The following is a 15,745-nucleotide window of genomic DNA, read 5'->3' as shown; positions in this document are numbered from 1 at the left end:
TGAGAGCTATAGGCAACGGCCGACAACCATCTAGAGGAGTATCAATATATGACGCCTGCGAGGGGCGATGATGAGCCGGAGCCATTGAGGGAACCACTACAGGACGCTCGTCAAATGACAGAACACCGACTGCTACGGTCTCGATTTCGACGGAGCGAGCTGGCACGACGCCCGCCGGCAGGATGGAACGCCAGTCGAAATCAAGTCCGCGATGCGCCGGCATTCGGACGAGCAGCCCGGAACATTTAAACTCTAAGACCAGTACCATGAGCGGTTACGGGCTGAGAACGGGTGGTACGACTTTGGCGTGTATCGGATTCGTGGGTAGGGTGTAGAGGTGCTGGAATGGGAGATGCGACATTCCTCACGATTACCCAATCTTGACTGGCATAGTGGAGGAAGATATCGAGATGCTGAACAGGCTAAAATTCATATGGACGAGTTGTTTTAGTCTCGTAACGTATCTGTCTCAGCAGAGATAGTTGCAAAATTGAATGCTCCCTAAACTGCCAACCTCCGTTCGGAGTAGATACTTTGGATACTTTCTTGCGGCGATATTCGCAACCCTGTTTGTTGGGTCACTATTCGTAGCCACTCTCCTCTTGATGGGAATAGTTGTACCTGCTTCAGTACCCACATTCCTGTTTTTTCTACTATTGGCCTCGATCTACGCAATCACATTCAGCGGTGCCCTCTCTTTCGCACAACCCTCTATCGACAGACGCGACTACATTCCGATGTTCGTAATTCTGGTAGTGTTTCTTGCGATGGCGCTTATTTCTCAAGGAATTGGTGCTCTCACGGGAATTGAACGGGGAGACAACCTGGCTAGAGCCGTTGTTACTTTATTCACGATTGGCTTAGCTAGCTCATTGTTTGTCGGTGGTTGGCTTCATGCCAAACTGAGAATTACAGAGAAGGACCTTTTGAGACATCTTGAACCAGTTGAAACGAAAGGTATCAGAGAAACACTCACCGATATATACACTCACCGAAATCTTAATTCTCTCACACTAATTCTGCTCGCTGACTCCTTTGTTTCCTTGGTGATTGGGTACGCGTTCGATATTGGTGTGGGTCTCGCGACTTTTTTTGGACTATTGACCCTGGTTCGGTTCATAGCCGAGTTCGATGAACAGAAGCTGGCGGAATTCAATGACTAGCGGGCTCTGTTCGGTGTATTTTGGGTAGGTGGCCTTAGCTACACTCCTACTGAAAAATTAGTGACTGCCCTTGATTTTGTGTGCCTCTGGCGGGTGAGAGGCTCACCATGAGTACTGACAAGCAGCCAGTTGACGAAGAGACACACGACCAAACCGACGACGTCGCTACCATCGCCGCCGAGCATCGCCGGGCACAGGTTTCAGGTGAAGTATTCGAGGGCGAACCGGGCGGAGAGCGCTAAGACCGATGAGTAACCCTGCAAGGCGGACTCATCATATTGACACAGCGGCTGACAGTCAGGTTGGCACGCCACTAGATCGCCAGCGAATTCGAATTACTGAAACGGGCTTTCTTGTTGTCTGTAGCGAGACTATTGTTCGTGGCATGGCTCTTCCCGAGTCGGGAGCTGGCGACATAGGCCGTCGAAACACACATTGACCGCGCTCGTCGGCCCTGACTACGAGTACCACTACGACGGATAGTACCCGTTCGTAATCGAACTTATCAACGACACGATGGCACAGCTGTGTCCCGATGAACAATCGTCTGCCGTTCAGGGGGCAGACTGCGTCCCAGAGCGACCTCGGTCGCTGGCGCTAACCAACGTAAAGACCTCATCTTTCATTTGTTGGTTAGAACCGGTGAGCAGACCTTTCGCACATTCCCTTAGGCTGTGAGAACCCTTTTGAACGGAGCGGGATTAGTGACGGTTATGTTTCAAGTAGAGTTACTGGCTGTTCTCATTTCGAGTGAAATGTTCTGGATAGGGGTCGCACTTGTGATCGGTGCAACGGTGCTCTGGCAGGAGTATTTCGGCTGATTGGTTATACCGTCGGAAGACTCACTTGTCACTGGACAGACTATTTTGTATGCACAGTCATGAGGCACGCTACGAGGGATGTGGGTAGAGGACAAAGAAGAGGGTGAAGTCCGGCGATTCGACAAGCAAGGCTATTCGTGGGTTGTATTGACCATTGAGAACATTCCAGATGACGTTATCGAAGAGCGGCGTGAGTAACAGAAGCTGCGTCCGCGAATGAATCATTCTCTATATTCGATTTCTATTACTGCCGGCTGACAGCCGAAATCGCGTCTTGTTCTCAATCGACTACCACAGGCTGGGCAGCGATCAATCCCTCTCATTCTTCTGTTCAGATATCCAGTACCCGTGATTTTGTGCTCCTCAGGTGAGCGAGAGGATGTCTCGACAGCAGTCTCGACCGCGGCAATCCAGTGTATCGTGTTTCGACCAACGAAAGATATCCCTCGAGTCGGTCACAGCGGCCGTTCGCACGCAACGGGCTCCGGAGACCGACCTCGAAGCAGCGGTTCTGCGGACTGTCGCTCGAAACTCGGACTGGCTCACCACGCCGGACATTTTGGCACTCCGGGCACAGTTGGACGCCGACGTTTCAGAGCAAGCACCACTCCGACAGCAGGTTCGAACCGTCGTCGACGCTATCACCGAAACGGTCGCTACGTGGGACCAGCAGGAGATGCGGTCATGAGCGGCGATACCGACGCCACGGTTCTGGAGGACCTGCCACCCGAGCGACTCCTGTCGGGCGATCAGCTCCAACCGATTCTCGCTGGGATTCGGTGTATGGACTCCATCGAAACGATTCAGGCGTATCTCGCCTACGAGACGAAGCATCAGGACCGAACACACGTCCAGGATAAACTTCGATTGCGTGCTCGTGAACTCCGCCGGGGTGACGGCGATTAGTGACAAACGACTCTTTATCGAAGTCCATGGGATCGGCCCCGACGACATTCCGGCTCACTCGGACAAGCCAACAGCCCCCGATGAAGCGACAGCCATTGCGAACGATATTCACAACCTGTTTCGGGAGGAATACGGATTAACTAATGTCGAAGGTGTTGCGACCGTCGTCAATCCAAACGTCCACGAGCAGTTAGTGGACGAAACCGATTCCTGACTGAACGCCGCAGACAGCAATTTTGTGCGCCCCAGTGGGGTGAGGGGCGTTCTACTGAGAATGCTCTTCGCCTGTACCAATGTCCACTGCTATCGCCACCCTTGAGAGATCGCTCACGACCACTGTTGCTGTCTTGGAGGCCGCCGATGACCAGTAACCCTGCTGGCATGGATGACCGAACTGTTGCCGCGCTGACGGAGGTAATGACCGTGCTGGATTCGGTTGGACGAGTCCGAGACGCGCCGGGTCTGTACTTAGTTGTCTCCTCGTCAGGGTCGGAGTATCTGGTCGATATGGCCGAGGGACGCTGTGAGTGTCCTGATGATTCGCATCGGCCGTCAGTCACCTGTAAGCACCGCCGTCGTGTCGCGTTCGCCATTGGTGAGCGGCCGATTCCCGAGTGGGCGAATCAGGATGCTCTCGACGACCAATTTGGTTTGCACGTCGAAGCTGACCCAACACGGGCAGTCCCCGACGGCGGAGTCGCACAGGCCACTGCCGAAAACAACAATGTTACTCGGTCAGGTAGCGGCCCGCTCGCAATCGAACCGGCTGATGACCCACGAACGAAGCGAGCGAAACGCGAGGCCATCGACGTTTCATTTTTGCAAAAGCCCGGTCGGTATGAGGTGCAGTCGGCCTCAGATAGCGTGTACGAGGTTGACGTCCTCGAAGAAACCTGTAGCTGCCCGGATGACGCGTCCCGCTGTAAGCACCTTCGACGGGTCGATATCGAGATTCGTGCGGAACTGGTTCCACGGCCCGACGGCCGACTGCCCGATGCGTAGGCAGGCGGCTCTCGGCCCATTTTACGCCTCCCACGGTGGGTGAGGAGTCTTCCAATGTCTTCACGCACTCTCCAGCGATGCGAGTCGGGCGTCTCGACACAGCGCTGTCCCGAATGTAGCGGCGACCTCATCCGGACCGAGCAAGAGACCCACTGTGAGTCGTGTGGGCTCGTCGTCGAAGACGCACCCGTCGATCCTGGACCCGAGTGGCGGTCGTTCGACTGCGGCGAGCGCAAGCGGACTGGTGCGCCGCGAACGGTGACCCGCCACGACCGAGGCCTTTCCACCGAAATGGGGTTTCCAAGCGAAGTGGATGGGTCATCGAAACGACGTCGACGGCTGATACGCCAGCGTCGGTTGCACGGACGGTCGAAGTTCGAGTCCAAGCGCGAACGGAACTTAGCGCACGGACTGGGTGAGGTGCGGCGACTCGTCGGAGCGCTGGGCCAGAGCAAGACGGTACAGGAGCAAGCCGCGAAACTGCTCGGAGAAGCCCAGGATGCGGACCTCTTCCCAGGCCACTCACTGGAGAGTGCCGCCGCGGCGATGGTCTACGCAGCTGGCCGGTGCAGTACGGTGATCCGAATGGCCGACGTCGCTGCCGTGGCCCAGTGCTCGGAACAGAAGGCATGGCGGACCTACCGGACGTTCCAGACGGACCTCGAAATTCCGGTTCCAGTCCAACTCCCAGTGGACTGGGTGCCGAAGATCGTCTCAGAGCTGCCCTATTCGGTTCCATCGGCTGTTCAACAACACGCGACACAGTTGGCAGCAAAAGCCAGTGAGTCAGCGAAACTGAATGGCAGCCCGGTCGGCATTGCCGCTGCTAGTGTCTATCTGGCGAGTGAGGACGCTGATTTGCGGTTGACGCAGCAGATGATTAGTGGAGCTGCAGATATTTCGACGGTGACGCTTCGAACGTGGTACCAACGGCTTGTCGCACTCTTCGATACGTAGCCCCTCAACGTGCTCCACCTCGCGATTTTGTGCGCTCTCTGGTGGGTGAGAGAGACCAACTATGGGGAGCACACAGCGATCAGGCACGACGCTCGAATGGCGCTGGAAAGACGAGACAGAGAACCGGCCTCTGCCTGAGTCATGGGCAAGAAACGGGCAGGAAGAACCAATCGGCGAGGACGAACAGCCTCTGTATGCAATCCAGTGTCGGGGTGGCCTTCTCTTGGAGTGGACAGTAAGTCGGCAAACGAATGCACCCGTCGCTGGACCGAATCGAGAGCGGCCAGCGCTACGGGTGCTGTACGTGACTTGTGACGGTCAGCAGGCCGCCGTTCGTGAGTGGGAAGCGACACGACAGACAGAGGGGTGGACTCCTGAGTCAGGTTTTGCGAGCGTGATTGCGAAACCCACCGATGCCTGTGATGATGTCGATGCCGACGATTACGAGTATTATCGGTCGCTCGTCGAGGAGCGATACGACATCGAGTAACGGCCTTTCAGTCGTTTCATCTGACGCTCGTGTAGGCCAAATCAGAACTACAGTCGGTTGTGTATGTGACGTGCACACTCGGTCGGCTATTATGACGAGCGAGGGTCCTACTGCGAACCAATGTCTACTGAAAGCTCTTGCTCAGCTTCAGAGGGCGACGAGCTGCAAGAGCTGCCACCAAGTGCAAAACTGGTTGCCAAGACCCTCGAATACGAGGGCAAACTCACACAGTCGCAGCTTTCGGAGTCGACGCTTCTTCCTATTCGGACTGTTCGATCTGCGCTGAGAACACTCGAAGAGAACGACATCGTCATAGCTCGTCTCTCGACGATGGATGCTCGGCAGCAGGTCTACTCGCTCAACATCGAATCGAACTAATCGTCTCTGACGGACCCCTTCGTGATGCTATTGATACTGCTGACATTCGGTGGCGACTAATAGATCAGCCGCGGTTTTCTGCGCCCCCGATGGATGCGGGGCGTACCTGAGAGTACGCTCTCGAACCAAACCATGACCGGCGACACAGCTTCAGACGATGTTGAGCGAGTCGAACGAACAGATATCGGTGCCAGTGTCGAGGTCCGACTCAAACGGGGAACAGGCACCCGAGACGAAGACCAGATCACCATCAAAGCAAAGGGCGAGACTGCGACGGATGCTCTCGCGGAGTTCGAACAACTGCTCGCCGAGTACGAAGCAGAGTACGGCGACCGGATGCGGGCGATCCAGCCGACGCAGCTTGACGAGTCGTAGCTACTCGCTCTTTTTCTCTTGCTCGTCGATTTTGTGCAGCCTCCAGCGAGTGGAGGCATTCTACAGATGCACACCGAGCCAGTGGACGGAGTCGAACCGACCTTCCTCGATGAAGCACCCATCAGTCCCGATATCGACCGAGTGCTCGTCGCCGAACACGGCTTGCCCTTCTATGTCGACGTCGACCGTCCCGAAGAAGTGCCCGCTGACGAGACCGAGCAGATGATCGACCTCGCCGAACGGGTGCTCTCTGCCGTCGGCCATCGTCCTGGTTTCGGACACCACGAAGAGATCCGGCACTCAATGGCCGAGTGGGCACCCGCCGTGGCGAGGATCGAACGGTCGATCCGGGCTACTGGCGGCGCATGACGTTCGCACTATCGCCCCGAGAGCGGAATTTCGGCCGTCTGAATGGGGAGCCCGACGAGCAAGTGAAGAAGGCCAAGACTGTGCTGGCGTGGGCAGCCGATTGTCTCGAAACGGAGACCTTGGAGGGCATCGAACAGTCCCAGTTCGACGATATCGAGCAGGCATGGCGCAGTGCCGTCGAAGCGACGAAAGAACGCCGGGAAATCAAAGCATTCGCTGCGGACCCGCCGGCGACATTTCAGGGCTGGACGCGATTCGACGCTGACCACGAGGTGGTCGAGGCCGCCTATCGAGCAAAGAATCACGGGACGCCCGTGGTTGCAGCAGTGTTTCGAACCGATGCGGGCGAAGACGAACTCGACGCACAGGAGTTTTCGATGAAGCGCTGGATCGATAGCGGCGGCAACCCCCACGTTGCTCGGCCGAACCGGTTCTGTGTGGCCTCCGGGAGCGACGACGGAGCCTACGCCCGGCTTCGATCCCATCTTCAGACGTTCGATGTCACGTCGCTTGCCGAGTAATACTGCCTACAACGTTCTTGAGCTCTGCTCTCACAGCGATACCACTAGCAATAGACCTCTTGAACCAGAGATTGATGGAGCAGTGCTCAATCAATCGTCGCTCATGGAGCGAGTTCCGCAGTGAAAGAGCTAGTCGGCTGTTCTTCGAGACTGATTGTGCCGTCTTGAGCGACCGTTACCTCGTGTCCGGCGTATCTAAATGAGATGGCACCGCCGGACATTCCCTCGACGGTTGTCTCCAGCGCATTCGGATCAATACTGTCATGCAATGGCGGCAACTCGGTCACGTCGCTGTTGGTAGCTGTCGCTACCCGGTAGACGATTTGTTCAGAGAGACCCCCACTTGTTTCTCCCATACTCGCGCTGACTATCAACCAATACATAAACATTTGTCAGACATATGTAGAACGAATAACCTTTCAATCCGTAGCAGTGGCGATGAGTATAGAGACGCCGATTCTCGCGCGGCTGAATTGTCTCTGGTGTGATTCCAGCCCGTGGGTTAGCTCTCTTTGCACCCGCTCCTATCGATCTGTTTTCTGTGACACTGCAGCGGGCTGGCGTTTATAAATGAAGACGAGAACATCCATGTGTGTGACCGATCGGAACCCCAGCTTCGACCCGGCAGATATCCGCGGGAGTGCTAGTTCAGACCCACATGCCGACGCCGAGAATACTGAGGACCTCCCCGGGAACTACCGGACTCCCGACGACGCTACCTCAAACCAGTGTCCGACCTGTTCGAAGACGCTTCCCCAAGCGGAAGTGCAGTGTCCGTTCTGTGCGGGAGAAAGTCTCGTCGAACCGTCAGTCGAGGACGAGGGGTCCGTCGACGAGTGGTCGTTCGGTCGCGTTGTCCTCGCTATCGTCGAGGGGACTACTCGGTACCACGCCCAGGCATTCGGTGCCGCGGCCTTTGCTGTCAGTGACGACTTGACGACCGGCACTGAAGCCGCTCGTGCAACAGTCAAATGTCGGGCAGCGTTCGACGCCGAACCAGCCCCGCAACTGACCGATGGGTGGCCGTCCCTGCCCGATATCGTCCGGGCCGACCGTGCTGTTGGGCAAACGTTCTTGGATACCGCCGTCGAGCAGACCGACTGGGAGTGTCCGGATACCAAGCCACGGTTGTTCGTCGAGGACGGTGACGGCCTGACTGAGTACAGCCAGTTCGAAGCGCTGGCGGCGCGGATCGAGGAGGGTGAAGCGGAGTACTGGCTAGTGCCCGGACTTATTCAGGAGTATTCCGTCGGCGACCCGGCCAGTCTCGAGCACCGCCACTACTGCGTGGGCTGTCAGGAGCCGGCACCGCATTCGTATGCTGGCCGGGACGGTCTCGATTCGGCCCCGATGACCGGACGGGAGATCTGGACGTGCGACGTCTGCGAACACCCACGGTTTCTCGATTTGGAAGAGGAGTTGAGTGAGTCCGAGGAGGATCACTCGCGTGAGTGGCTGCCCGACGGGGTCTCGTATGAGGACGTCCACGCCGGCGACCCGCTCCCACACGAATTCGAGTTCGAGCAGCAGATCGACGCCTACCGTGAGCGCCACGGGCAGTATCCGTGGGAGTAGAGTCAAATAGGCGGCCAGTGACGTTTCTGAGAACGATGGTGTCTGAGTAAATGGAAATTCCGCCACAGCTGCAGTGTCTCTTTTCGGCCGAGGTCGAGGAGTCGGGTGAGTCGTTCGTGGTCGACGTTCCCGAGAACGAGATCCAGACTGGTGATCTGGAAGCTGGTAAGACATATCGAGTTGCGCTATTCGCGACCGAGTCGAGCCCGCAACCACGGTCCGCTGGCTCACAGTCAGATGGAGTACAGGAGCCGCCGGTCGAAGAAGGGGAGACGCGCCGAGTCGAGATCGAAGATATCGGTGAGCAGGGCGATGGCATCGCGCTAGTTGAACGAGGGTATGTGGTGATCGTCCCGGATGCGGAACTCGGCGAACGCGTTGCTGTTGAGATTCACAACGTGCAAGTGAATGTGGCCTTTGCTGAGGTGGCCGAGCGGCTCCCTCTTGACGAGTGACGTAGCGAGAGCGTGCTCTCTCTCGGTTTCGGGACAACTCGATGGTGGGGGAGTTACTGTGCGTACTAGTCGCAGCCGCCAGTTCGTCGGTGAACGAAGTAAGGACTGCACCGGGGTCCGGCGCTGTCGAGCGTGGTGCTGCTTCCCAGAGTTCGACATCGAGCTCCTTTGTGGCTGTTACCCGGCCGTCTATGGTAGTGACCATGAGAATCGCCTGTTGATAGATGATGATTATTCGCTCCTCGTCGACGTCGAGATGTTCGATGCCGACTCATTCGAGTGTGTCTCGAAGGTTTGTCGGCTTGGGGAGTGTGCCGTGGTGCACTAGTGTCTCGTAGGCAGTCATAGTGGGTGCTCTGCCGTATTTCTACTGGCTGGCTTTAGCAGAGATCAGGTATTCGTGTTCCTGCTCTTCAAGGACCTCTACTTCGATATTCTCCAGTTCTTTGGCTTGCTCCAGTTGGTTAGTAGGGACGTACGTGGTCACAGTGTCATCGCTGACGTGGATATCGTCTTTCAGTACACCGCTGATCGCCGCTAACTGTTCCACTATATATTCTGTTCTGCCTGTAGATGAAGTCATGTTTCTCGACTTAATTGTGGTTTAGACGGGTAAAATCATTTGGGGAGCTAAGTACCAACGGTCTACCGGTACTGGTTGATTAGTTCACGGATGTCGTCGGAGTCCACGTAGAGTCCTTGGAGACGAGTCGTTCTGTCTGCTTCTTTCAGGAGCATGTCGCCGTCGCCGCCGAGTTCTTCCGCTCCACCTTCGTCTATCAGGATTCGGGAGTCGGACTGTTTCGGGAGTCGGAAGGCTACCCGGGTGTCCAGGTTAGCGCGGAGGTCCGTGTCGATAGCCTCGTGTGAAGGTCGCTGGGTGGAGATGACGAGATGGACGCCTTGCGCCCGTGCGATCTGGGCGATACGCCGCACGTTGTCCTCGGTATCGTCGGCGTCTTCTCCCAGCTGCTGGAGAAGGTCACTGTATTCGTCGATGATGACGACGATCGGTTTCATCTGGTCATCCGGGTTCTGCTCGTTGTATTCCCCAATGTCCCGGCAGACGCTTTCACGCAGGAGCTGTTTTCTACGCGGAATTTCATCCTCGACGAGCCACTCAAACAGGTTGGCAGCGTCTTCGGCGTCAGTAATCACTTCGCCGTTAGAAAGGTTCGGAAGGGCATCGAAGAAAATGAAATCGGTCTCCTTCGGGTCAACCAAGGCGAATTCGACGTTCTCTTGGCCTTTCTGCTCCATGAAGTTCATAATCAGGGAGTACAGAAACACGGTCTTCCCGCTGCCTGTTGCTCCGCCGACCAACATATGCGGTGCTTCAGAGAGGTCAGAACGGTAGACATCGCCGTCTGGTGTGACGCCTGCTAGGAAGGGTAGTGAGGATGTTTCGATCTCGTCGGACGGCTTGTACTGGGTCCTGTAGTCGCGTTGAGGGACGACAATGTTGCTCTCTCTAGGAACGTCAAGGGCAACGTACTCAGTACCGGCGAGCTCTTCGAATATGGGTTCTTTCTCAAATGCCATTTCCCGGGCGATATCCTCCATTCGTTGCTTTAGAGAGGCATTCTTCTCGTGTGAAGCGAGCCGAATCTTAAAACGAATTACGTTTGGCCCAACTTCGATATCGTTGGAGTCGATTTCCCGGATGTCGATTTTAAAGTCGTTGAGGACCCGTTTCAGGGTTTCAACCTCGCCGCTATACTGTTTTGTGTCTCCGAACCGTTCAAGCGAGGTTTCAGATTCTTTGGTCTCCTCACTTGTTTCCTCTTCTTGGTCAATTGCCTCATCTGTAGTGGTACTCTTTTTTTCTTCCCCTCCTTTTTGTATTCCGTCTGTGTTTGCCTCATCTGCCTCTGTAGTCTGGGTATCGCGGTCTTCGATGCCACTAACAATCAGCCGCTTGATTGACTGGCGGGGAAGCTTATCGACCCTGATGGACTGGGCGTTCGGAGTTACGCCGTCAATCCGTTCGTCCGACGTAGCCTCGCTGGTGACTTCGACCGATACGATCCTCGGGTTGATCTCGATTTGGGCGTCCCCGTTGAATACGTCGTTTATCCGGTCTGCCCACTCCTGCTTCCCCTCCATCCCTTCTGCGGAGGTCAATTCGTAGTACAGTTGTTCACGGAGGGCCTCTTTCCGGGGCGATGTAGTGAGGTTTTTGTCGCCAGTAAACAGACCGCGGATTGTGTCTGTTGTCTCGAAGACTTGGTCGACGGCGTTTCCTTCCACGATCTTGGTGCCGTCTTCGTCTTTGACAGTATAGGCGCCGCTGGTTTCTTCTAGAGTCTTGATTTCGATGATGTCGAGGATAAGGCCGCCATCGTCGTCGAACTGGACGGTAAGGATGTCGGCCCGGCTCTCGCTGTCCCCCAGATTCAGCCATTCCCGGGTACGTGGGTTGTCGATGGAGAAGGTCAGTTTGGGGTCGGCCAGCGTCTGTTGCAGCCACTGGACGGCGATAATCGAGCCAAGCAAGCCCTTTGTATTTCTGGATTTTCCGCTGCCGAGGGTTTCCCGGGTTATGAGGCGGAGAAGGCCGCTTTGCTGCAGGTCAGCGATTCTCTTCGCGATATCCTCCAAGTCGGTGTCGTCAGGCGCGAGACGGTATTCGGTAATGATGCGGCGGAGGACCCGTCGGAAGTAGTCGATATCCTCTGAGTAAGTGGCGAAGTCGCGTTCGCCACGTCGTTCTCTAGAAATTAGATTGTCCTTCCAGAACGGGTTGCCGTTCATTGGCGGTGAGGAGATTGAGACCCAGATCGCGGAGTCGAGGAGTTCGTGGATAGTCTTCTTTTCGACGTTGAGCTCGTTGACTTCGGCGTTGTGGATGGCCTGCCGCTGGTTATACAGCTGGTTGATCAGGTCCTGGTACTCGGAGAAGAGGACTCCTTCTTTCGACGGCGAGATATTGATTTTGTCCTCGAGTAGGTCGTAGTCGAACTCTTTCGGGACGTACAGGGGGTGGATTGTGGTCTCGGCATCACGCTCGAAGGTCTGGATGCTAAAGTTGCTCTGGTCGTTAATCAGGATGAAGTGCTGTGGGTCGCCTTTCAGGTCCTCGGCGTATGAGTCGTAGCTGGGGTATTCGGTTGTAACGATCTCGAACTCCCCAGAGTCGTTGTCCGGGCCGAACAGGTTAGTGATGTCCTCAGAGACACTAGGCGAGGCAGTACCGTTGAGGACAGGTTTCTCTTCGTCCTCGATGAAGGCGAACTCTACTGTCGCGCCTTGGATTTCTTCTTTCTCCGCTAAGTCCGCGATATCAGAGAGGAGGTCTACAGGATCTAGAGGATCGATAACGCTGATTTTGAGGTGGCGTCGGGATGGTGGGTATGCTGACGTGAATTTGTCGAGGACGTAGTCGTAGAACTTGGAGTTCGTGCCTTCTGCAGCATTCTCGATTCGGGTGTAGACTGGCAGCCTGTCGAGCTCCGCGGATTGTACGAGGTAGGTCTCATCCGCCAGTCGGTAGTTCCCGCCGACGTGAATACTGCGGAGGACGTGTGGCTGTTCTTCGACGCTGTTGATGAGGAAGTTGCGTTCTTCCTCGGTCAGCGACTCTTTTTCGTCCTTCATCTCTCGCGCCAGTTCGGAGTACTTCCAGAGGTGGAGCGGGTGGAGTGGGGAGAGGACGAGTTCTCTGTCGTCTCCGTATTCGAGGATGACAGTGTCGAATAGGAGGAAGTCGGAGAGGAGTTTAGAGGAGCCTTCGGAGCTGACGTCCTGAATCTCTCGGTACTTTTTGTCCAGTTTGTCCTGGACTTCGCGGTATGCCTTTATGTAGTCTTCTGCGGATTCAAGCAGGCCTTCGTCTCCGAGAAGTCGGATGAGCGGGGCAGATAGTAGTCCTGGTAGGGCATCGTCGAGTTCACTGCGGGCTGTTACGTATCGGTCGATGGATTCAACTAAGTCTTCGAACTTGCCGCTGTTCTCAGCTACTCTACGGAGTTTTTCGAAGCTGCTGTCTTCACCTCGTGGCTGGAACTTCTCGGTCCTCAGGGCTTGGAAATTCTTGATCGCGCTCTGCCTGTCCTCTGGATTGTGGATGATACCACCGAAGGTATCCTTGGTGACGAAGTGCTCAACGAAGTAGTAGAGGTCGTCATTGACGTCGAAGGTCAACTGCTCATCCCCGGTAAACTCCAAGTCGACCCGGTTTTCTTCTTCCTCTACGGCTTCTCGGTACTGGTCATCGAACTCTTCTGAAAGCCGTTCCAGTTCTTCGTCGTTGTCATCGAAGACTGCCTCCACACTAGCGGATTCGACGTCTCTCCGGGTGCTGGTGGTTGAACGTCGTTGGCTGGACTGGCCGGTGGTGGAGAATATCTCGCTGATCTCGTTGTACGTCAGGTCGGCGAGGATCTCCGAGTCACCTGTTCGTTCGAACCGTCGAAGCTTGGCTACGGATTGTTCCCGTTCTTCCCTTTCGCTGTCGTCGACTTTGGTGACGCTGTTAGTGAGGCGGCGTCGATCCCTATTCGACATGTGGGAGACCCGCAGCACGAGGTCCAAGTTGTCAGAAAGCCTGTCTGGGATTTCGTCGGGGTTGTTAAGCCCTGGATCGTTGAACAGCCGCAGTCTGTAGAGTTCGGTTCCGAGGGCGTCGAGTGAAGCTTGTTCTGACTCTTTGAGCGTCGAGGTTGCGTAGTCAGCAACTGCAGGGATTTCGAACCTGTCGTAGAGGTCGGTGCCAAGGGTTTCCCAGATAGCTTGGGCTGGGGGACTGTCGTTGAACTGTTTCTGGGCCTGCATCTGGTCGGTGATTTCTCGCGTAATTTCTGCCAGAGGCAAGTCGACCATACCCTCGAAATCTTTCATCGAATTCAGGCGGGCGTGGTCTCCCCGAACTAGGATCACCAGTTTCTCAGGTTCGATGCGTCCGTCCCATTCGAATCCGGTGTCGGTGCCATTCCGCCAGTTGACGGCAACACTAACTTTGTCTGTGAGTTTGACGGAGGAGTCCTCTGTCCGTGTCTGGAGATCGTCGATGTCTGCTTCATCGATGCTGACCATAGCGAGACCGACATCGTACCGTGCGTTACTGCAGAGGATATTGACGAACTCCTCAGCATCGAACCGGGGTGGCGATTCGATGATTACTCCAATGTTTTCCTCGGTCAGCTGACCGACTGTCTCGTTAGCGATTGCTTTGCCGATCAGTTCCTCGTTGCTCTCGTATGAGCTGTCTTGTGTTTGTGTGGTTTCGCTCATATTTCCTCCTCGGGGACAGAAACGATGGTAACGCCGTCCGCGTATTCCTCGGCATATCCAAGGCTTGATACTGCTTCTTTGAAGCCCTCGTAGTTCTGGTTGTTCAGCGGATCACTTTCGGATGCGCTGGCACCGAGGCGGATGTCCCACTCCGCCAGGTGGCTACGGTCCTGTTCAGTTCCGCCCACGATGATCCCGTACCGTTCCCGGAGTTCTTCTGAGAGATCTTGGAGAGACATGCTCGTGCCTGGTTCGATTACGGAGAGTAGGGCGGGTTCCAGCATCTCAGGGTCGGGCCGATACCTACGTTTGTTCGCCCGGTTTCCTCGTGGTTTGAGGATCCCGGCACGCCAGGCGAAGGTCTGAGCTGTGGACTGCGGTGTGTACGTGTCGAACCGATTCGAGAAGTCGTGGATGATGTTGCTAACAGCATCCACCAGCCTGTGGAAGGTGGTATCCTTCTCGGGGTCTCGTGAGGCTCGGAATACCTGCTCGAATTTTTCGTAGTCCTGCTTGATCTTGTCCTTCTTATTCCGGTTCAGTTCCAGGAAATTGTGGTTCTCGATCTCTCGGAGGACGTCTTCCTCGCTGTAGTCTTTGTAGCCCTGTAGGTCAAGGACATGCTTAACGCCAAGCCGGGTAGCTAACTGGATCTCCGACCCGACGACACGGAATGATTCGAGGCTGGCGTCGGCTACCGGGTTGTTCCTGTTTCCGGTGTAGTTCAGCACGATTGGGACAGGTTCGTCTTTGCCCCCGTCATCCCGAATCTCATTATGTCGGTTGGCCATATAGACGTAGAGCAGGAACCCGCCGAATTTGATGGTGCGGCGAAGGTCACGGGCGTAGTTCAGATCATAGTCGCCGTTGGAGTCCTTCAGGTGCTTCGACAGGGTTTCGAAGCCTTCGACGAACTCATCCGCAATCTTCCCGTTCCCGAATGCGTCTCCGAGGACAGGTTCTTCCCAGGGTGAGACCGTGACGTTGCCTTTCTCTCCGTCTTTGGCGAGTGGCCGGAAGAGGAGAGAGATAGCGTCATGGTGATCCTGAAGTTGGTCGGTCAGCTTCTGATCGATGTCGCTGTCAGATTCGTCCAGTACGGTGTAGATGAACTGGGACGGTGTTACACCGATTCGGCGATAGGCAACGAACCAGTCGCTCATAGAGGTCATTGCAGAGTGTCGTGGACTACTTGCGTAGAGGGCATTGTCGTTATCCAAGACCTTCCGCATCCTGTACCGAAGATTGTCCATTTGTTCGTTACTGAGATCGCGGGAGGACTCGAACAGGCCGTGGTATTTCTCGTCCAAGTCGCTAGAGGGGGTTTTCCCAGGTTTCTCGACGAATTTGAACAGGTCCTCTGACTGGTGAGTGGATCCCAGAACGTTACTGAAGACGACCTGGGTGAGATGCACCGGTTTTAGAGAAGCGGAGGTTGCTTTGAATCCGAATGCGGCTTCCGATGCGTCAGAGTTTACGTCGTTAAGTCTCATTGGCATCG

General features: G+C 55.7%; 15 protein-coding genes and 1 pseudogene. 12 read left to right on the top strand and 4 right to left on the bottom strand.

Going from position 1 to position 15,745, the window contains the following annotated elements:
- Positions 1 to 142: 142 nt before the first annotated feature.
- The 10 genes and pseudogenes from GO488_RS20320 to GO488_RS20015 form a co-directional block, all read left to right on the top strand.
- Positions 143 to 451 (top strand): annotated as a pseudogene (locus GO488_RS20320) (PD-(D/E)XK family putative nuclease); the annotation flags it as partial.
- A gap of 43 nt (positions 452 to 494) precedes the next feature.
- Entirely contained in the window at positions 495 to 1,163 is a 669-nt protein-coding gene (locus tag GO488_RS19425) for a hypothetical protein (RefSeq protein ID WP_162319505.1), read from the top strand.
- A 1,505-nt stretch (positions 1,164 to 2,668) separates the two neighbouring features.
- A complete protein-coding gene (locus GO488_RS19420; protein WP_162319504.1) occupies positions 2,669 to 2,890 on the top strand; it encodes a DUF8129 domain-containing protein in 222 nt (73 codons plus the stop codon).
- Entirely contained in the window at positions 2,862 to 3,104 is a 243-nt protein-coding gene (locus tag GO488_RS19415; RefSeq protein WP_241692991.1) for a hypothetical protein, read from the top strand. Before GO488_RS19420 ends, GO488_RS19415 begins: the two co-directional genes overlap by 29 nt.
- A 146-nt stretch (positions 3,105 to 3,250) precedes the next feature.
- Positions 3,251 to 3,892: an SWIM zinc finger family protein gene (locus GO488_RS19410; protein ID WP_174242513.1), complete on the top strand. Its 642-nt coding sequence runs from the start codon at positions 3,251 to 3,253 to the stop codon at positions 3,890 to 3,892.
- Positions 3,893 to 3,946: 54 nt separating this feature from the next.
- Complete coding sequence (locus tag GO488_RS19405; protein ID WP_162319503.1) at positions 3,947 to 4,849, top strand: transcription initiation factor IIB; 903 nt, start codon at positions 3,947 to 3,949, stop codon at positions 4,847 to 4,849.
- Between the two features lie 610 nt (positions 4,850 to 5,459).
- Positions 5,460 to 5,717, top strand: coding sequence for a winged helix-turn-helix transcriptional regulator (locus GO488_RS19400; RefSeq protein WP_162319502.1), 258 nt, complete (start codon positions 5,460 to 5,462; stop codon positions 5,715 to 5,717).
- A gap of 132 nt (positions 5,718 to 5,849) precedes the next feature.
- A complete protein-coding gene (locus tag GO488_RS19395; RefSeq protein ID WP_241692990.1) occupies positions 5,850 to 6,092 on the top strand; it encodes a DUF7389 domain-containing protein in 243 nt (80 codons plus the stop codon).
- 66 nt (positions 6,093 to 6,158) lie between these two features.
- Positions 6,159 to 6,461 (top strand): hypothetical protein, encoded by a 303-nt coding sequence (locus GO488_RS20020; protein WP_241692989.1) that lies wholly within the window; start codon positions 6,159 to 6,161, stop codon positions 6,459 to 6,461.
- A 62-nt stretch (positions 6,462 to 6,523) separates the two neighbouring features.
- A complete protein-coding gene (locus GO488_RS20015) occupies positions 6,524 to 6,982 on the top strand; it encodes a hypothetical protein (protein ID WP_241692988.1) in 459 nt (152 codons plus the stop codon).
- 101 nt (positions 6,983 to 7,083) lie between these two features.
- Here GO488_RS20015 and GO488_RS19385 read toward each other — a convergent pair whose 3' ends face one another.
- Complete coding sequence (locus GO488_RS19385; RefSeq protein ID WP_206674447.1) at positions 7,084 to 7,338, bottom strand: HalOD1 output domain-containing protein; 255 nt, start codon at positions 7,336 to 7,338, stop codon at positions 7,084 to 7,086.
- A gap of 238 nt (positions 7,339 to 7,576) precedes the next feature.
- Here GO488_RS19385 and GO488_RS19380 point away from each other — a divergent pair, with 238 nt between their 5' ends.
- Both GO488_RS19380 and GO488_RS19375 read left to right on the top strand, forming a co-directional pair.
- A complete protein-coding gene (locus GO488_RS19380; RefSeq protein WP_162319499.1) occupies positions 7,577 to 8,557 on the top strand; it encodes a hypothetical protein in 981 nt (326 codons plus the stop codon).
- 50 nt (positions 8,558 to 8,607) lie between these two features.
- The gene (locus GO488_RS19375; protein ID WP_162319498.1) at positions 8,608 to 9,012 is read left to right on the top strand and encodes a TRAM domain-containing protein; all 405 of its coding nucleotides are present in this window, start codon (positions 8,608 to 8,610) and stop codon (positions 9,010 to 9,012) included.
- A gap of 367 nt (positions 9,013 to 9,379) precedes the next feature.
- Here the strand turns inward: GO488_RS19375 and GO488_RS19370 are convergent, their stop codons facing one another.
- The 3 genes from GO488_RS19370 to GO488_RS19360 all read right to left on the bottom strand — a co-directional run bounded on the left by GO488_RS19370 (position 9,380) and on the right by GO488_RS19360 (position 15,743).
- Positions 9,380 to 9,595: a hypothetical protein gene (locus tag GO488_RS19370; RefSeq protein ID WP_162319497.1), complete on the bottom strand. Its 216-nt coding sequence runs from the start codon at positions 9,593 to 9,595 to the stop codon at positions 9,380 to 9,382.
- Positions 9,596 to 9,657: 62 nt separating this feature from the next.
- Entirely contained in the window at positions 9,658 to 14,244 is a 4,587-nt protein-coding gene (locus GO488_RS19365) for a DNA translocase FtsK (protein WP_162319496.1), read from the bottom strand.
- Positions 14,241 to 15,743: a hypothetical protein gene (locus GO488_RS19360; RefSeq protein WP_162319495.1), complete on the bottom strand. Its 1,503-nt coding sequence runs from the start codon at positions 15,741 to 15,743 to the stop codon at positions 14,241 to 14,243. The genes GO488_RS19365 and GO488_RS19360 overlap by 4 nt, the downstream gene beginning before the upstream one ends.
- Positions 15,744 to 15,745: the final 2 nt, after the last annotated feature.

The organism is Haloarcula limicola, from assembly GCF_010119205.1.
Taxonomy (GTDB): domain Archaea; phylum Halobacteriota; class Halobacteria; order Halobacteriales; family Haloarculaceae; genus Haloarcula; species Haloarcula limicola.
The sequence above is the reverse complement of the archived record's forward strand: the minus strand, read 5'-3'. Positions and strand labels throughout refer to the sequence as shown.